General features: G+C 51.9%; 15 protein-coding genes. 6 read left to right on the forward strand and 9 right to left on the reverse strand.

Features of this window, described 5'->3' with window-relative positions:
• Positions 1–3 precede the first annotated feature (3 nt).
• Genes NGM62_RS07240 through NGM62_RS07260 form a run of 5 tightly spaced genes read left to right on the forward strand, consistent with a single transcriptional unit; the run spans position 4 to position 6,171 of the window.
• A complete protein-coding gene (locus NGM62_RS07240; protein WP_262246837.1) occupies positions 4–1,680 on the forward strand; it encodes a RagB/SusD family nutrient uptake outer membrane protein in 1,677 nt (558 codons plus the stop codon).
• Positions 1,681–1,691: 11 nt separating this feature from the next.
• A complete protein-coding gene (locus NGM62_RS07245) occupies positions 1,692–2,864 on the forward strand; it encodes a glycan-binding surface protein (protein ID WP_262246838.1) in 1,173 nt (390 codons plus the stop codon).
• 19 nt (positions 2,865–2,883) lie between these two features.
• A complete protein-coding gene (locus tag NGM62_RS07250) occupies positions 2,884–4,419 on the forward strand; it encodes an IPT/TIG domain-containing protein (protein WP_262246839.1) in 1,536 nt (511 codons plus the stop codon).
• An 18-nt stretch (positions 4,420–4,437) separates the two neighbouring features.
• The gene (locus NGM62_RS07255; protein WP_262246840.1) at positions 4,438–5,451 is read left to right on the forward strand and encodes a glycoside hydrolase family 5 protein; all 1,014 of its coding nucleotides are present in this window, start codon (positions 4,438–4,440) and stop codon (positions 5,449–5,451) included.
• A gap of 27 nt (positions 5,452–5,478) precedes the next feature.
• Positions 5,479–6,171 (forward strand): YjjG family noncanonical pyrimidine nucleotidase, encoded by a 693-nt coding sequence (locus tag NGM62_RS07260; protein WP_262246841.1) that lies wholly within the window; start codon positions 5,479–5,481, stop codon positions 6,169–6,171.
• Here the strand turns inward: NGM62_RS07260 and NGM62_RS07265 are convergent.
• Together NGM62_RS07265 and NGM62_RS07270 are read right to left on the reverse strand one after the other, a co-directional pair.
• Positions 6,168–8,654, reverse strand: a complete 2,487-nt coding sequence (locus NGM62_RS07265; RefSeq protein WP_262246842.1) for an outer membrane beta-barrel family protein — start codon at positions 8,652–8,654, stop codon at positions 6,168–6,170. The genes NGM62_RS07260 and NGM62_RS07265 overlap by 4 nt on opposite strands.
• Positions 8,655–8,787: 133 nt before the next feature.
• Positions 8,788–9,069 carry an ATP-dependent Clp protease adaptor ClpS gene (locus NGM62_RS07270; protein WP_262246843.1) on the reverse strand — a complete coding sequence of 94 codons (282 nt, stop codon included), beginning with the start codon at positions 9,067–9,069 and terminating at the stop codon, positions 8,788–8,790.
• A 74-nt stretch (positions 9,070–9,143) separates the two neighbouring features.
• Here NGM62_RS07270 and NGM62_RS07275 point away from each other — a divergent pair, with 74 nt between their 5' ends.
• Positions 9,144–10,190: a 3-oxoacyl-ACP synthase III family protein gene (locus NGM62_RS07275; protein WP_262246844.1), complete on the forward strand. Its 1,047-nt coding sequence runs from the start codon at positions 9,144–9,146 to the stop codon at positions 10,188–10,190.
• 8 nt (positions 10,191–10,198) lie between these two features.
• Here the strand turns inward: NGM62_RS07275 and NGM62_RS07280 are convergent, their stop codons facing one another.
• The 7 genes from NGM62_RS07280 to atpB all read right to left on the reverse strand — a co-directional run bounded on the left by NGM62_RS07280 (position 10,199) and on the right by atpB (position 17,637).
• Positions 10,199–12,139: a polysaccharide biosynthesis protein gene (locus tag NGM62_RS07280; protein ID WP_262246845.1), complete on the reverse strand. Its 1,941-nt coding sequence runs from the start codon at positions 12,137–12,139 to the stop codon at positions 10,199–10,201.
• Positions 12,140–12,475: 336 nt separating this feature from the next.
• A complete protein-coding gene (atpG, locus tag NGM62_RS07285; protein WP_262246846.1) occupies positions 12,476–13,360 on the reverse strand; it encodes an ATP synthase F1 subunit gamma in 885 nt (294 codons plus the stop codon).
• A gap of 101 nt (positions 13,361–13,461) precedes the next feature.
• Positions 13,462–15,036: a F0F1 ATP synthase subunit alpha gene (gene atpA / locus NGM62_RS07290; RefSeq protein WP_262246847.1), complete on the reverse strand. Its 1,575-nt coding sequence runs from the start codon at positions 15,034–15,036 to the stop codon at positions 13,462–13,464.
• 95 nt (positions 15,037–15,131) lie between these two features.
• Complete coding sequence (gene atpH, locus NGM62_RS07295) at positions 15,132–15,680, reverse strand: ATP synthase F1 subunit delta (protein WP_262246848.1); 549 nt, start codon at positions 15,678–15,680, stop codon at positions 15,132–15,134.
• A gap of 28 nt (positions 15,681–15,708) precedes the next feature.
• Complete coding sequence (locus tag NGM62_RS07300; RefSeq protein ID WP_262246849.1) at positions 15,709–16,209, reverse strand: F0F1 ATP synthase subunit B; 501 nt, start codon at positions 16,207–16,209, stop codon at positions 15,709–15,711.
• Positions 16,210–16,297: 88 nt separating this feature from the next.
• Positions 16,298–16,513, reverse strand: coding sequence for an ATP synthase F0 subunit C (gene atpE / locus NGM62_RS07305; protein ID WP_262246850.1), 216 nt, complete (start codon positions 16,511–16,513; stop codon positions 16,298–16,300).
• A 41-nt stretch (positions 16,514–16,554) separates the two neighbouring features.
• Positions 16,555–17,637: a F0F1 ATP synthase subunit A gene (atpB, locus tag NGM62_RS07310; protein WP_262246851.1), complete on the reverse strand. Its 1,083-nt coding sequence runs from the start codon at positions 17,635–17,637 to the stop codon at positions 16,555–16,557.
• Positions 17,638–17,650 lie beyond the last annotated feature (13 nt).

Below are 17,650 nucleotides of genomic sequence, written 5' to 3' on the forward strand. Positions count from 1 at the left end.
ACCATGACACATACAAAGCGCATTTATATAGGCACGTTACTGATAGGCACTTTAATCGCATCTGCGGGCTGTAGCAACAGCTTCCTGGAAAAGCCACCCACGGACGCCATCGTTGATGCGAATTTTTACAAGACCGACGACCAAGTGCTTGCCGCTACCGCACTGCTGTATAGCAAGGTGTGGTTTGATTACAACGATAAAGCCTCATACAACCTGGGCGACTTCCGGGCAGGGACTGCTTTTTCCGCGTGGAACGATCGCGGCAACGTGTTGTTCAACACCACGGGCGACACCCCCGAAAACGGCACCGCTTGGCGGTCGTTTTTCATCGTGGTGGGCCAATCTAACCTTGCCATCCAAAACATCATGAAGTACGCCGGTGATGGCGTTTCGGCTGATGTGAAACGGATAGCCCTCGCCGAAGCCCGGTTTATGCGGGCCCTGGCCTATCGGTTCCTCGTGATGAACTGGGGTGCAGTACCCATCATCGAGAACAACATCACCCTGCTGGCCGACACCACCGCACAGCGCAACACGCCGGAAAGCGTATGGCGATTTATCACCAACGAAATGCGGGCCGCAGCTGAGGACCTTCCGGAAACACCCCTGCGCCCGGGGAGGCTCACCAAATGGTCGGCAGAAGGTATGCTCGCCCGTTTCTACCTCACCCGTGCGGGGGTCGCTTCGGGTGGCTCCGGTACGCGCGACCAAGTATTCCTCGACAGCGCCAAATATTATGCCGAGCGGGTGATCAACCTCAGCGGTGCCTCCCTGCTCAACAGCTATGCCGATCTATTCCTATATCCGTACGACAACAATGCGGAATCGCTGTTTTCCCTGCAATGGACCTATTCGCCGGGTGCGTGGGGCACCCAGAATTCGACCCCTGCTTACCTGGCTTACAGTGGCGACATCGCCAATGGCGACGGCTGGGGTGGCGACAAAGGCGCCACGTGGTGGATGATATCGATGTATGACGGCATCAAGGCAACCGAAGAAGGCATGGAAGGCCGCACGCTGGACCAACGGCTCAAAGCCACCTTCATGCTGCCCGGCAGCCACTATGCGGAAATCACGCAGTCCATTCCCGGCGGAAAACAGGAGCTGATATTCCCGTTCACCGGCACAGACAACAACTTCCTGTCCGTCAAGAAGTACGTCACCGGCAAAGCTGAAGATGTAGGCGGGCAGGCCGCATCGCAAAACTATGGACACGACACCTACATGCAGCGCCTCGCCGAAATTTACCTGATTTATGCCGAGGCTGTATTGGGCAACCAGGCATCCACCACAGACCCCACGGCGGTTGAATACTTCAACAAGGTACGCATGCGGTCGGGCCTGCCGGCATTCGAAGACCCGCTTACGTTGGACGTCATCCTGAAAGAGCGCTTCGTCGAGTTCGCCATGGAAGGCATGGCGTGGTATGACCTCGTAAGCTTGCACTATTACAATCCGCAAAAGGCATATGACATCCTGAATACGCAAGACCGCGGACTGTTTTTCACGGTGCCCAACCAGATGCCCAGTCCGACATCGTGGACGTTTACCAAGACGACCTGGTTTACCGAGCGCAACATCACGGCCAATAGTGGCAACTTCCTGCTGCCCATCCCTACAGCCGAATTGAGCCAGGCGCCCAACCTCCGCAAACCGGCAGTCGATTATTTCAACAACTAGCTCACCCCAACATGGAAAAGAAGATGAAATCCTTATATAAATCCATCCTGTTCCTTGCCTTTGCCGCCATGGTGGCCGGCAGTTACAGTGCCTGTACGAAGAGCGATGCCGGCGGCGAGCCGCGCATCCGCTATATCCGTATTACCGATCCGGCATCTGCCGATTCGCTGCTGATCGGCGGCTACCAGGCCAACCTGATTGCCATTGTAGGCGAGAACCTGGGCAGCGCCACTGAGATCTGGTTCAACGACCAGCCTGCGGTACTCACTTCGACATACATTACCAGTACGTCAATCCTGGTCAGCATACCCAGTGAAGTGCCCGTAGACATCACCAACACCATGCGTATCGTGTTTGCCAACGGGCATGTGCTGGAACACGAGTTCGAGGTGCTGATCAGCGAGCCGCTCCTCCTCTCGATGGATAATGAGTACACCTTGGCCGGTGATGTGGCTACCATACGTGGCAATTACTTTTACCCGCCACTCACGGTAACCTTTAGCGGTGGTGCCATCGGTGAGGTGGTATCGGTGGATGACGACCTCCTCCAGGTACGTATACCGGAAGGAGCACAGCCCGGGCCGATCACGGTGGCCACAAACTTCGGGCAAACGCCTTCCGACTTCTGGTTCAGGGACAGCCGGAATATCATCCTCAGCAGCGACCCGTTCACCGGCTGGTGGAATGCCGCATTTGTGGTAAGCGACCCGGCAGCCAGTGACCCTCCCGCCATCAACGGCAACTATATTCGGGTAACCCGCGCTATTTCCGCATGGGCTTGGACAGAAGTGGCAGGCGGCCCGGCCAGCGCCATGGGCGACGTCAGCAAAAACCTGCCCGACGAGGCCATTACCAAGCCCGAAAAATATTACCTCAAGTTTGAGATCAATACGTTGAAGCCTTACGACAACAACATGATCAAATTCAACTTCGGCCTGCCCGGTGAGGTAAACGATGCCTACCAGTGGGCCCCGCCCTTCGATACCGGCGGGAAGTGGCAAACGGTAGCCATCCCATTCGAAACGATTATCCAAAGCTATAAGGACCTCGGGGTCACCCCCGTGGTCAATCCCGATGGCTATTGGACCCGGATACTGATCCACGGCCCCGGTGATCTGGATTGTGACATCGCGTTTGACAATTTCCGCGTTGTGCCGAAAATCGATGAAAACAAAAGCGAATGACACCTAAAACACAAAGACAATGAAACTGACATTCCCCATGCGGGTGGTGCTTGCCTGTCTGGCAAGCGCTACCCTACTAACGATACTCTCGTGCGAGAAAAAAGAAGTCGCATCGACGGCCGTGGAACTGCTTAGCTTCGGTCCGGCGGGCGTCAACCACGGCGAGCAGATCCGATTTATAGGCAATAACCTGGACAAAGTAACGGCCATCGACCTTGTTGGGGCCAGCATCCCGAGTAGTGGCTTCGTAACGCACACTTCCGAATTAATCGTAGTGACGGTACCCATTGAAGCCGAGTATGGGCCGGTAACACTGAAAACGGCGGTTGGCGACATCGTGTCCAAGTCGCCCCTGAACCTTAACGTGCCGGTGGAAATCACATCCTTCACGGAAACCGTGAAGCCCGGCGAAACGATTACCATCGAAGGCGAATACCTCAACTGGATATCGGCAGTGACTTTCGAGGGTGGTGCCGTTGTGGAAACGTTCGAAAGCCAGTCGCGCACCGAGCTGGTTGTGCGCGTGCCGCTGGAAGCACAAACCGGGGTGTTGATTTTCTCGTGCGGCGGCACGGAGCCCATCTCGCTGGAGAGTGAAACGGCTTTGGAGGTAATCCTCCCCTCGCCTTCATCTTTCACACCATCGCCGGTACGCCACGGCAGTGAGCTGACGATTTCGGGAACCGATCTCGACTTGGTGAAAGGTATACATTTCACCGGACTCACAGACCCGGTTGAAACATTTACCAGCCAAACTGAGGAGACCATCGTAGTGCCGATACCCAATGGTGTAAACAATGGCCCCTTCGAACTTATCGCGTTCTCAGGGGTAACGGTCGCAAGTGAAACATCATTGCAGGTGGTGTTGCCAACGGTTACGGCCCTCTCGCCAAACCCGGTGGCCCATGGTGCGACCCTGAGCATCTCGGGCACTGAATTGAAGTTAGTTAAGGGGATATTGTTCAAAGGGATGCAAGACACCGTCACCGCGTTTTCCAGCCATACCGACACAGGGATGGAAATCGTTGTCCCCGAGAAAGCTGGCAAGGGTACCCTCACGTTGGTCACCCACCCGCTGATCGATGTGGAAACCACGATAACCCTGGAGTTTGTCGGTGACCTGCCGCCACTGGATCCGCTTCCGCTGCCCATTTATGTCGACGGTATTGCTCCCGGCTGGGGAGATTGGGGGTGGGGAGGATCGGTCGACTTCAACAATGCCGACAATGTGCGTGACGGTGCCGCTGCCATCAAAAAAGTCTACGATGGCAACTATGGGGCCCTTAGATTCCACAGCGACGGTGTCTCCACCAGCAGTTATACCACGGTCTCGTTCTCCATATTCGGCACCGAAGGTACGGGTGGAAAAACAATCAACGTGATCGCTAACGAGCAATGGGGTGCCCCCTATGTAGTGACAATTGTGGAGGGCGAATGGGTGACATTCAATATCCACAAATCCGATCTTAGCTTTGATGGTACGTTACAGGACCTGCTTTTCCAAGATACCGACTGGTCTGGCACCATCTATGTGGACCATGTGGGCTTAAGGTAAACAATTAATCCAGTTATTATGAACATACGCACTATCTGCACCGTTTATTTCGCTCTTATTGCCCTATTGTCGTGCTCTTCGGCCCCCGAGCCCCACGACGGGGCGGAAGAAGGGCCACCAACCCCGGTGCAGCGGCATGGGGCTTTGCGGACCTCGGGCAACCGGGTTGTCAACCAACATGGTGAACCGCCCCAGCTACGGGGTATGAGCTTCTCGTGGAGCATCTGGGAAGGGCAGAAGTATTATAACCATGCAGTGGTCGATTGGCTGGTCGATGATTTCAATGTTTCCCTCATCCGGCTCTCCATGGCCATCGAGCCGGATGGGGGCTACCTGCAGCAACCCGAAAAACAAGCGGCGCTGATTAAACAGGTGGCAAAGCGTGGCATCGATCGCGGGGTGTACGTGATCATCGACTGGCATGACCACAACGCCGAACGCAACCTTGAGCAATCGAAGGGTTTCTTTGCCGCGATGGCTAAGCTATACGCCGGCACGCCCAATATCATCTACGAGATCTGGAACGAGCCGGCACAGCAGTCGTGGTCGACCATCAAAGACTACTCCATTGCCGTTATCGACGAAATCCGGAAATACGACACCGATAATCTGATCATTGTGGGTAGCCCCCATTGGGACCAAGACGTGGACGTAGCGGCGGGCGACCCCATTACCGGGTACGACAACATCGCGTATTCGTTCCACTTCTATGCCAGCGACCCCTACCACCAGGATAACCTCCGGCAGAAGGCCGAAACGGCATTGGCCAAAGGCCTCCCCCTATTCGTCACGGAGTGGGGCGTGGGCGAGTCGAATGGCGATGGCATATTCGATGAAGGGAAAACCAATCAGTGGATGGAGTGGATGGAAGACCATCAGCTCAGTTGGGCGAACTGGAACATCACCGACAAGGACGAGACCACGGCTATACTTGCTCCCGGTGCACCCACCTCGGGCGGCTGGACATCCGCACAACTCACCGCTGCCGGCAAGTATATCCGTGAGCAGCTGCGGAAGCTACATGTCCGGTAGAATGGCTATCTTTGCCCCATGCAACGCATGGGCAAGACGGACATTTTCTTTGATTTAGACCATACCATTTGGGATTTTGAGAAAAACGCGGCCGAAACGTTATCCGAGCTGTTTGAAAGCTACCGGTTCAGCAACTTAGGCATTTCGTCGGCAACACTGTTTATCGACACCTATAATCGCAACAACCACCGCCTGTGGGCGCTTTACCACCACGGCAAAATCACCAAGGCAGAGCTTCGCGTAGCGCGGTTTGCCGACACATTCCGCGAGTTCGGCCTCGACCCGAAGTGGTTCCCCCCGGCGTTCGAAGAGGATTACCTCCGCATCTGCCCCCAGAAAACCAACCTCTTCCCCCATGCGCACGAAACGCTCGGCTACCTCCGGGAGAAATACACCTTACACCTGATCTCAAATGGCTTCGGCGATGCCTCGGAGGCCAAAATCACAACATGCGACCTAAAAAAATATTTTAAAACAGTGGTCATATCCGAGCGGGTGGGTTTCCATAAACCGCACCCCGAGATTTTCCACCATGCGGTCGGCAACGCGAATACCAGCATCGCCAATAGCGTCATGATTGGCGATAGTCTGGATGCAGATGTAAGGGGTGCCCAAAACGTAGGCATGGATGCGATTTATTTCAATCCGAACAACGCGGAAGTACCTTCAGACGTGAAGCAAAGCATCAACGGACTGGCTGAGCTCCAGCAGCTGTTTTAAAATTGCTGCTCGCCTTCACCACCGCCGAAGTCCTGCATGTCATTTCGCCGCTTCCGGTCTTCCCGCTTGAGGCTCTGGTCGCCAAAACGGTAGTTAAAGGACAACATAAAGGTTCTACGCATCCACCGGTGCTCGAAATAGCGGTGCACGCCGTTGCTGGTAGTGAACCCACCGAAGCGACGCTGGTTCAGCAGATCCCGCGCGTTGAACATGATGCTGCCTTTACGGTTCAGCACGTCGAGCTTGAGTGCGGCATCGATTACATAGTTCTCGATACTTTTCCCCTGAGCCATGATGCGGGGGGCCCGGTAATCAAACCGTGCTTGCATTGAAAATATCGGGGTGAATCGATAGTTGGTCATCACGTTCCCGTTCCAGCTGAACCCTTCCGACCCTTCGATATCAAATGCCTCGCTTCCCTGGAAACGGGTGTGGTAGGCGTTCACATTGGCCATCACATCCCATTTCGTGGAAAGGTCGATCCGCGAAATCAATTCCAGTCCGGTCGACTCATTCCGGCTGATGTTTTGCCATTGCATGAGCGTAACGCCTGTATTGTCATCGACTTCCCGGATGATGGGCTGCGTCACGTCGTTCACAATACGGTGGTAAACCGACGAGGTGAACAGCAACGACGGCCATGTTTTGGTATACCCAAGCTCGAAGGAGTGGATATCTTCGGGCAGCAGATTCGGATTCCCCTGCCGGTGGTTCAGGTTGTCAGATACGTCCACGAACGGGTTGACCTGCCAGCCCCGTGGTCGGCTTACACGGCGTGTATAGCTCACCTGGAGTTGGTTCTGGTTGCCGAATTCCTGGGTCAGGAATACGCTCGGATACACACGGAAATAGTCTAATCGGCCGGTGGTGGTACGCTCATTGTCGGATAGCCCCGGTGTAAGCAGCCCCAGCTCGGTGTCGAGGTAGGCTTGTTCGGCGCGGAGCCCAACCTGATAGCCCAATTTATCCGTCAGCATATTCTGATAATTGGCATACAGCGCATGTACGCTACTGGTCATGTCAAAATCGTTGCTCACCGAGTAATCCGGGCGCAGACCGTTTGTAGAGTCCACCTGTGAATACTGGTGCTCTAAGCTGGTCCGCACCGTGGTACGGTAGCCGGCTTCAAACTTATGGTTATCGCCAAACGGGCGGACATAATCCAGCTGGACATTGATGTTGCGGCCGTCTTCTTCGGTATCGTTGATACGCATGAGTTCGTACATTTCGTTGGGCGGCGTGGTATAATCTTGGGTAAACCTGTTTACCCCCTCTTCACCGTCGTATCCGAACGCGAAATTGGCCAACAGCTCCTCGCCTTTATTCCCGAACTCGCGCTTAACATCCAACGCGACTTCATACCCCAGGTCATCTTCATCCTGGCGCGAGTACCTGCTGCTATTGCCCGACAGCTGGGGGTGGTTAAAATAGCGGTAGAACAGGTCCTCGTTGCGGTCGTTGCCCCGCAGGCTGAGATTGCCCGCCAGGCCGATCAGGGTCTTCTCACCGAGGTAGTAATCCATGCCCAACTGCACATTGTGATTGAGCCCCAGCCGCGCACTTTCGCTCACGTTATTCGTTTGGCTGTTGTTGCTGAGCAATTCGGTGTTGTTCACGCCATCGCCCACCATGTTCCTCCGGTTGAAGGTATAACCGCCATAGTAATTGAAGTTGCGGTTACGGAAATTGAGGTTCAGGCCAGCCATGTAGTTATCATACGAGCCACCGGAAACGTTGACCGATCCGTTGAAACCCAGGTAGGTGTTCTTCTTCAGCACAATATTGATGATGCCCGACTGCCCTTCGGCATCGTATTTCGACGAGGGGTTGGTAACGACCTCGATCCGCTCTACGGCGTTCGCAGGCAATGATTGCAGGAATTGGGTCACGTCGCTACCTGCCAGTGCCGACTCGCGTCCATTGATCAGGATACGCACACTGCTAGACCCGCGAAGGCTTACCGTACCATCCATATCTACCTGCAACGACGGCACATTGGATAAGAGGTCTGTCGCTGTTCCTCCTACACTCAATGTGCTTTGAGCCACATTAAATATCTTGCGGTCTATGCCCAGCTGCATCGCAGGGGGCGTACCTTGCACCACCACTTCCTCCAACACCTCACCCGAAGCTTTCAGCAGCAGGTTGCCTAAGTCGACATGCCTGCCCGCCTCTACGGTCACATCTTCTTTCAGGTAGCTTTCGTAGCCAACGTAGGTGATCCGGATGGCATAAACCCCGGGGGCGACACCATTGAACAGAATTTTACCGTCATCTACGGTCTGCAATCCATCGACGTACGACTTCGACGCCTGGGTAAGGAGTGCCGCACTGGCGAAACCAACCGGCTCTTTCGAGCTCTCATCGATCACTACCGCCGAGATGGTGCCCGATGCCTGCTGGGCAGCCCCAGCAAAAGGCCATGCAAGAGCCAACAATAAAACAATATACCTGAATTCACTTATTTTGCGTGACGCATTCATCTGTTTGTCGTTAAATATCATTCGTGTATCGGCCGCAAAGATTGTGCTTTTATTACAATCCCCTATCAATGGTAACCGCATTATTACAGCCTGGGGGCTGCTTCGTGTACATTGTTACCTTAGCCGTACGGGGTTAGTCTACGCTTACTGTCAGACCTTCAGATTTGAGTATTTTCCGGTACACCTCCACCTCGGTATAACTTCCCTCCAGCACGGTACATTTCCCTTCGTTATGCACTTTCCAAGCGATGTCTTCGGCTTGTGCCGCTGTGTATTGGAGGTGCTTGACCAAGCAATTGATAACGTGATCAAAGGTGTTGGTATCGTCGTTCCAAAGGATCAGGCGGTGACCGGGTGTCACCGCGGCCAGTATCTGATCGAGCGTAAAGGTTTCTTCCTGTGTTTCGACCGTCATAGACACAAAGTTACGCCTTTTTATAAAATTTCCGTACAATTGTAAGATAGAACCCTATTTTAGATAAAATCAATATGTATCGATCGACAATAGCAGGCATCGGATTTTACGTCCCCGAGAATGTATATACCAATTCCGATTTGACACGTTTCATGGAGACGAGCGACGAATGGATCAGGGAGCGAACAGGTATACAGGAGCGCCGTTTTGCCGACCGCTACGGCGAAACCACCACCACCATGGCTATCAAAGCCGCCGAAGCAGCCCTGGAGCGGGCGGGCACCACCGCGCAGGATATCGACTTTATTATATTTGCCACATTGACGCCGGATTATTATTTCCCCGGATGCGGCGTGTTGTTACAGCGTGAAATGGGCATGCGTGAAATAGGGGCGCTGGATGTTCGCAACCAGTGTTCGGGATTCGTTTATGCGCTGTCTGTGGCCGACCAGTTCATCAAAACCGGTATGTACAAGAATATCCTGGTGGTGGGCAGTGAAAAGCACTCGTTCGCTATGGACTTCGCGACTCGGAGCCGGAACGTTTCCGTAATTTTCGGTGATGGTGCCGGAGCCGCCGTACTGCAGCCTACCGAAGAACCTGGCAAAGGTATTCTGAGCACACACCTGCATAGCGATGGGGCAGACGCTGAGCTGTTGGCGATGTATTATCCGGGTGCCCATGCCAACAAATGGTTAAGCGATGCCAAACCATTCCCCGAGCAGGAACTGGGCGGGCTCTTCTTAACGGCGGAACAGCTGGAGAGCGGTGCGGCATTGCCTTATATGGATGGGCCCGCGGTGTTTAAGAAAGCGGTTGTGAAATTCCCTGAAGTCATTAAAGAGGCATTGGCTGCCAACGGCCTTTCGGAAAAAGACATCGATATGCTGATACCCCACCAAGCCAATCTGCGGATCAGCCAATACGTCCAGAAATTATTGGGGCTCTCAGATAGCCAGGTTTTCAACAATATCCAGAAATACGGCAACACGACGGCAGCCTCCATACCTATTGCGCTCAGCGAAGCCTGGGAGTCGGGGAAAATAAAATCGGGCGACCTGATCTGCCTTGCTGCGTTTGGCTCCGGTTTTACATGGGCCAGTGCACTGATCAGGTGGTAGATGGCAACCTAACCCACCGAATCCAACGCTTCGAAGGGCGAGTTTTTGCTGACAAACTCCGGAACGATTTCCTTCATTTTCCGAACGACACCACTACTATTCTTCCGCTCGTTCAGTGCGACGAGTTCGTAGATGACGCGTTTTGCATAACTGTATTCCACGGGGCTCACGCGTGCAATATGGATTTTATCGTGGTGGGTAGGCAACACCTTCTCGCCATCGCTCAACAGCTCTTCGTAAAGTTTCTCCCCGCTTCTTAAGCCTGTGTATATGATCTCGATATCCTTATCGGGTTTCAGGCCAGCGAGCTGGATCATCTTACGGGCTAAATCGACGATCTTAACAGGTTTGCCCATGTCGAACACATAAATCTCGCCACCTTTACCCATCGTGCCGGCTTCCAATACCAATTGAACAGCTTCGGGTATAGTCATGAAGTAACGGGTAATCTCGGGGTGCGTCACCGTCATCGGGCCACCTTTTTCAATCTGCGCCCTGAACCGGGGTATTACAGACCCGTTCGACCCGAGTACATTCCCAAAGCGGGTGGTGATGAAGCGGGTACCTTTGGATGCCGGCCCCTGCTCTGACTGGCCATCGACAAATTGCAACGATTGCTGCCCGTCGAGGCTCTGGGTATAAATCTCGGCAATCCGCTTCGATGCCCCCATCACGTTGGTGGGGTTCACTGCCTTATCGGTAGATATCATCACGAATTTCTTCACGCCGAAGAGCACAGACAGATCAGCAACATTTTTGGTGCCACCCACGTTGGTGCTTACCGCTTCCCCCGGGTTACGCTCCATCATCGGCACATGCTTATAGGCAGCAGCGTGATATACCAGCTCCGGCCTATAATCATTGAAAATCTGATGCATCCGCTCCAGGTTCCGGATATCTGCAATGGCCACCACCACATGGCTACCCGGGAATTTCTCTTCGATTTCCAGCTGGATCTCGTGCATCGGCGATTCCGCTTGGTCGCATAGTATGAGCATCTGGGGTTCATAACGCAAGACTTGGCGGACGATCTCAGAACCAATGGAGCCTGCAGCACCCGTAATCAGGATACGCTTGCCGCAAAGGTCGTCGCATATCCTGTCGTTGTTTATTTTAATGGGGGCGCGTTGCAACAAATCTTCGATGCGCAGATTTTTGATCTGTTGTATCCGTAGCCTGCCAGACACCCATTCTGAGGCGGGTGGGACCGTGAGTACCTTGATCCCCAGGCGGAGGCACCGCTCCACAATGACTTTTTTATCCCTACTGCCCAAATGGTCTTTCACAAAAATCATCTGATCGACCGCATAGCGGCTTTTCAGCGCCGCAAGATCCTTCACGTGGTAGACCCGCTTCCGTTCGATATAGCTATTCAGCTTGCTCCGGTTGGTGTCGATGAAGCCAATGATAATAAACTTCGATTCCGTACTGTTTTCCAATGCCTGTTTTGCCATCACGGCGTTCTGGTCGGCACCATAGATCAACACACGAACCGTATCCACATCCTGCGCTTTCCGCATCAGCATAAAATAGATGCTTTTCACCGTGATACGCAGCATGATCAGCAACGACGTAGCGATAAAGAAATTGATAAGCATCACCAGCCCCAAGTGGGGGTCGTGGATGTTCAATAGCGGCCCCAGAATCAGATACACTACCATCAGGTAAGCCGCTGATGTAAACAGCATCGCCGAAAATATCTTCAACATATCGCGCGTATCCGAATACCTGATCAAGCCGGTATGTATCCGCATCAGGAAAAACACCGGTAACGCGATACCGCTATACATGGCGGTATAGATGAAGAAATGCCCGCGCACAATCTCGTGGAAATTAAATTGCTTCGCAATAAAATAGGATAGCGAGAACGACCAGGTTAATATGAGTAAATCCAGCAGCAATATGGCCCACCGGGGCACTGTCTTGAAGCGAAGTATAAGTTCTTTCATGTAAGCGAGATAATGTAGCCCCTACTCTCTCAATTCATGTGAACGAGGTTCACCTCACTTTTGCTACAGTAAAAATTTGTATAGCACCAAAATTAATTGGTACGGCACGTTTCGAACTAATCAATAACCTTGCCAAAGCGTTATATCATAGGTATTCGTTTTAATAACGCGAATATCGGGATTTTGTTTTCCGCGAAACATACCCATTTGTGGGTATTTTTCAATATTCTCAGGTGCTTACTTTGCCGATAACAGTTAGCCGAACAAAAAAAGGACATTAAATGTCCTTTTTCATAAGCAGTCAGCCTATTTTATTAAGCTTTAAAAGCAGGCAATTTAGCCATTGGATAACGCGGCGGCACCACTCACAATTTCGGTGAGCTCAGTGGTAATGGCCGCTTGGCGCGCTTGGTTGTAAGATAGTTTGAGCGACTTGAGCAACTCGCCGGCATTATCGGTAGCCTTATCCATGGCGGTCATCCGTGCGCCGTGTTCAGACGCGTGCGAATCCAGCACGGCCTTGTACAGCTGTACCCGGATTGCTTTCGGAATCAGCTCTTCGACGATTTTTTCCTTCGAGGGCTCGATGATGTAGTCAACTTCGGTTTCAGACTGATTGGACTCCTGTTTTGCCGGCAGCAGGGGCAGCAATTGCTCGGTGGTCAATAGTTGCACCGCTGCATTCTTAAAGCGGTTGTACACCAATTCAACCCGATCGTATTCACCAGCAGCAAACCCTTCCATGATTGTTTCGGTGATCTTGGAAGTATTCTCGAAGTTAAGTTCGGAGAAAAGGTCGTTGTGATTGCCCAGCACCTGATAATTCCGCCTAAGGTAATAATCCTGCGCGCGCTTTCCGATACCGACGATATGCACTTTGCCGGCACGCAGCTGCTCGCTGTATTTTTCGGCAATCAGCTGGTTGGCCGTCTTTATCACGTTGGTGTTGAATGCTCCCGCCAATCCGCGGTTGGATGCAATGACGACGACCAGCACGTTATTGGGCTTGCGGTCTACCGTATAGGGCGACGCGCCATCCTCAACACTAGCAGACACGTTGGCCAAAATCTCCCGTAGCTTCTCCGCATAGGGGCGTAATTGCACAATGGCATTCGTGGCACGCTTAAGCTTGGCCGCCGAAACCATTTTCATGGCTTTCGTAATCTGCTGCGTAGACGTTACCGAAGTTATCCGGTTTCTTACCTCTTTTAAATTCGCCATTTCTTAGCCTTCGTGAGACTTTAGACGCTAGATTTGAGATGTTAGATTTGAGACGGTTTATTGTCTCATATCTCATATCTACTGTCTCATGTCTAATTATATTAATACTTATCCGCCAGCTCTTTCGCTACCTTATCCAGTACTCCTGTCAACTCATCGTTGAACTTTCCTTCTTTCAGTGCTTTCAACACTTCGGGGTGGCGTTGTTCCAGTTGTTGGAGGTACTCAGCCTCGAATTCTTTCACTTTACTCACTGGCACACTGCGGAACAATCCTTTTACCCCGGCATAGATAATAGCCACCTGTTTTTCTACAGGCACCGGAGCAAACTGGCCTTGTTTCAGGATCTCTACGTTGCGTACACCCTTATCAAGTACCGCTTTGGTAGCGGCGTCGAGGTCGGAACCGAATTTAGAGAACGCTTCGAGCTCCCTGTACTGGGCTTGGTCGAGCTTCAATGTACCGGCCACTTTCTTCATCGATTTGATTTGGGCATTACCCCCCACACGTGATACGGAGATACCTACGTTGATTGCCGGGCGAACACCCGCGTTGAACAGGTTAGACTCCAAGAATATCTGTCCGTCTGTAATCGAGATGACGTTGGTAGGGATATAAGCCGATACGTCGCCTGCCTGGGTTTCGATGATGGGCAGCGCCGTCAATGAGCCACCGCCTTTCACGAGGCCCTTTATCGAATCGGGCAAGTCGTTCATGTTTTGGGCAATAGCGTCAGAGCTATTGATCTTTGCAGCACGTTCCAGCAGGCGGCTGTGCAGGTAAAACACGTCGCCGGGGTATGCTTCGCGGCCCGGCGGGCGGCGCAACAATAACGACACCTCACGATACGCCACTGCCTGCTTAGACAAATCGTCGTAGATAATCAATGCCGGGCGGCCGGTATCGCGGAAAAACTCGCCGATTGCAGCCCCGGCCATAGGCGCGTAAAACTGCATAGGGGCAGGGTCGGCAGCAGAAGCGGCTACCACAATGGTGTATGGCATGGCACCGCTTTCTTCCAACGTACGGACGATATTGGCCACCGTTGAGTTCTTCTGGCCTACAGCTACATATATACAAAATACGGGCTCACCGGCCTCGTAAAATTCTTTTTGGTTGATGATGGTATCGATACATACCGCGGTTTTCCCCGTTTGGCGGTCGCCAATCACCAACTCACGTTGGCCACGGCCAATCGGAATCATGGCATCGATTGCCTTGATACCTGTTTGGAGCGGCTCGTTCACCGGCTGGCGGTAGATGACACCCGGCGCCTTACGTTCGATAGGCATCTCGTATGTATCGCCCAAGATAGGGCCCTTGCCATCGATGGGTTGACCGAGGGTGTTCACCACGCGGCCCAGCATACCCTCGCCTACCTTGATAGAAGCAATCCGGCGGGTACGCCTGATGGTATCACCTTCTTTAATTTCATCTGATTTCCCAAGCAAAACCACACCCACGTTATCTTCTTCCAGATTCAATACAATGCCTTGCAATCCGTTGTCAAATTCAACCAATTCGCCGGATTGGACTTTCGTTAAGCCGTATATCCGTGCGATACCATCGCCGATCTGCAATACGGTACCGATTTCTTCAAGCTCGGCTTCTGATTTGAAGCTCGACAATTGTTCCCTTAAAATTGCCGATACTTCATCGGGTCTTACCTCTATCATCTTATTTGTATTTTTTGCTTTTTACTCTTCGTGTTTCCCGACAACATTTCTCTTATCGGAATATTAACTACTCAATACCCGCTGCTCAATACTCCCTAGCCCACCGCCTGCGTTTCAAAATAACGCTTCAGTTTATTCAGCTTACCATTGATACTGGCATCTATCTGTTTGTCGCCAACTTTCACCACAAACCCGCCGATCAATGAGGGATCTACGGTATTTTGCAACACCACATCCGCGTTGATTTCGCTGGCAATTGTTTTTTGCAACGCGTCTAAGTTTATTGACGACAACTTACTTGCCGACACGACCGTAGCGTGGACAATGCCTTTCACTTCGTTGTATTCGCGGATAAACTCACGTGCCGTCGCATAAAGGATACCTGATCGCCCCTTACGTACCATAATATGGAAAAAAGCAACGATTGACTGGTGGATTTTGCTGCCAAACAATGCGTCAAGGATATTCTGCTTTTTGTCCTGCTTTATAATCGGGTTTTTCAACACGGCTTGCAATTCGCTGTTGGCCCTCAATGTTGCCACAAACTGCTCCATGTCTCGCTTCACAGCCTCCAGATTTCCCTGCTCCTGGGCCAGATCGATGAGTGACTTGGCGTATCGCGATGCAACTTTAAACTCAGACATAATGTTCTAGTGTTTGCCTCGGATTGAGTTAATTCAACTTCACGTCTTTCAACAGGTCGGAAACCAGTGTTTCCTGCTGTTTCTCGTTTTCAAATTCCTTTTGGAGCACCTTACGGGCAATGTCCAATGAAAGCGACGACACTTGGTTCTTGACCTCCACCAGTGCTTTCTTTTTCTGGTCGTCGATCTCCTTCCGTGCCTGCTCGATAAGTTTGGCTCCTTCGGCCTGTGCTTGCACTTTCGCATCGGCCACTAACTGATCTTTCAGTTCTTTGGCCTCTTTGAGGATAATGTCGCGTTCAGCACGCGCTGCCTTAAGCAGCTGCTCGTTTTCGTTGGTCAGGCGGGCCATTTCCTCTTTTGCTTTTTCAGCCGAGGCCAATGCGTCTTCGATAGACCGCTCACGCTCGCCGATTGCTTCCATGATAGGCTTCCATGCAAATTTCTTCAACAGGAACAGCAACAGGAAAAATGCGATCAGTGTCCAAAAAACCAATCCGTAACTCGGATTTCCAATATCAAAATTCATATACGATACTAAATTTGATTCTGTTTAAAGAAGGGCCGGACATCGGACCAACCGTCAGCTGTCCGGCCCTTTACTCAGTAATAAGCGCTTATTGAGGATTGTTCCCCATCAAGGCTACCACGACTGCAAAGAGGGCAACACCTTCGATAAGCGCTGCCGCAATGATCATCGCGGTCTGAATTTTAGAAGCAGCCTCAGGTTGACGGGCAATACCTTCCATGGCTTTGCCACCAACTTGACCGATGCCGAGTCCGGCACCTATTACTGCTAATCCGGCACCGATTGCCGCAATTGAACCTACCATAACAATTTGAATTTAATGTATATTATATAGTAAAAGACCCATTAATGATGCTCTTCTACCGCCATGCCGATAAACAAGGCGGTGAGCAACGTAAATATAAATGCCTGCAAAACGCCTACAAGCAGTTCCAAGACGTTCATGAACAACACGAACGCCAGCGACACCGGCGCGATGGCCAACGACTTGAAGACGAAAATCAGTGAAATCAAGCTTAAGATAATGATGTGCCCCGCTGTGATATTCGCAAACAAACGGATCATCAACGCAAAGGGTTTAGAAATCACCCCTACCAGTTCGACCGGAATCATGATAGGGTACAACCACCAGGGAACATCCGGCGCCAGGATATGTTTCCAGTAGTACTTATTGCCGTTGATATTAACTACGATCAGCACAATGAATGCCAGCACGAACGTTACGGCGATATTACCGGTAACGTTGGCCGCCCCCGGGAAAATAGGTATCAACCCCAATAGGTTGTTGATCCAGATAAAAAAGAAAATCGTGAGCAACAACGGCATGAAGCGCGCATACCGATGCCCGATGTTGGGCCGTGCGATGTCATCCCGGACAAAAAGTATGATGGGCTCGATGAGCGACTGGAAACCTTTGGGAGCTTTCCCTTCACGCTTTTTGTAAGCGCGGGCCACCGAGGAGAAAATCCATACCAACAGGAATACCGACAAGAAAATTGCAGCCACATTCTTGGTGATAGAGAAATCCCAAACATTTTTCGATGCCTCCTCATCTACGGCCCCGTTCGAGCCGACCACCCGTATTTTCTTCTTGTCTACCAGCCGGTAGGTATAATGTTTTCCTTGGTAATCATGTTCACCGTGGTGGAATTGGGAAGACAGGAAAAACTCAAATCCCTTGTCGGTATAAAGAATCACAGGAAGCGGAATCGAGAGGTCGCCCCAAAGGTGCCAATCATAGGCGTCACCGATATGCTCCATGATTACCTCTGTGGCGTTATACGGTTCCTCACCATGGGTTTCATGGCTCACAGAAGCGGCTGCTGTGCTGGTGGAGTCGGCAGTTTGTGCAACGGAAAAGGTCGTAAAAACGGCGAAAATCGCGATGAAGCTAATTTTTTTTGAATTGAAAAAGTGCCTAAAATCCATCTAATCCCAATTT

This window comes from Parapedobacter soli (assembly GCF_025460835.1).
Taxonomy (GTDB): domain Bacteria; phylum Bacteroidota; class Bacteroidia; order Sphingobacteriales; family Sphingobacteriaceae; genus Parapedobacter; species Parapedobacter soli.

Bases quoted from the DNA above. Each gene is read 5' to 3' on its own strand.
- NGM62_RS07240 (WP_262246837.1), top strand. From the start codon at position 4: ATGACACATACAAAGCGCATTTATATAGGCACGTTACTGATAGGCACT.
- NGM62_RS07245 (WP_262246838.1), top strand. From the start codon at position 1,692: ATGGAAAAGAAGATGAAATCCTTATATAAATCCATCCTGTTCCTTGCC.
- NGM62_RS07250 (WP_262246839.1), top strand. From the start codon at position 2,884: ATGAAACTGACATTCCCCATGCGGGTGGTGCTTGCCTGTCTGGCAAGC.
- NGM62_RS07255 (WP_262246840.1), top strand. From the start codon at position 4,438: ATGAACATACGCACTATCTGCACCGTTTATTTCGCTCTTATTGCCCTA.
- NGM62_RS07260 (WP_262246841.1), top strand. From the start codon at position 5,479: ATGGGCAAGACGGACATTTTCTTTGATTTAGACCATACCATTTGGGAT.
- NGM62_RS07265 (WP_262246842.1), bottom strand. From the start codon at position 8,654: ATGAATGCGTCACGCAAAATAAGTGAATTCAGGTATATTGTTTTATTG.
- NGM62_RS07270 (WP_262246843.1), bottom strand. From the start codon at position 9,069: ATGACGGTCGAAACACAGGAAGAAACCTTTACGCTCGATCAGATACTG.
- NGM62_RS07275 (WP_262246844.1), top strand. From the start codon at position 9,144: ATGTATCGATCGACAATAGCAGGCATCGGATTTTACGTCCCCGAGAAT.
- NGM62_RS07280 (WP_262246845.1), bottom strand. From the start codon at position 12,139: ATGAAAGAACTTATACTTCGCTTCAAGACAGTGCCCCGGTGGGCCATA.
- atpG (WP_262246846.1), bottom strand. From the start codon at position 13,360: ATGGCGAATTTAAAAGAGGTAAGAAACCGGATAACTTCGGTAACGTCT.
- atpA (WP_262246847.1), bottom strand. From the start codon at position 15,036: ATGATAGAGGTAAGACCCGATGAAGTATCGGCAATTTTAAGGGAACAA.
- atpH (WP_262246848.1), bottom strand. From the start codon at position 15,680: ATGTCTGAGTTTAAAGTTGCATCGCGATACGCCAAGTCACTCATCGAT.
- NGM62_RS07300 (WP_262246849.1), bottom strand. From the start codon at position 16,209: ATGAATTTTGATATTGGAAATCCGAGTTACGGATTGGTTTTTTGGACA.
- atpE (WP_262246850.1), bottom strand. From the start codon at position 16,513: ATGGTAGGTTCAATTGCGGCAATCGGTGCCGGATTAGCAGTAATAGGT.
- atpB (WP_262246851.1), bottom strand. From the start codon at position 17,637: ATGGATTTTAGGCACTTTTTCAATTCAAAAAAAATTAGCTTCATCGCG.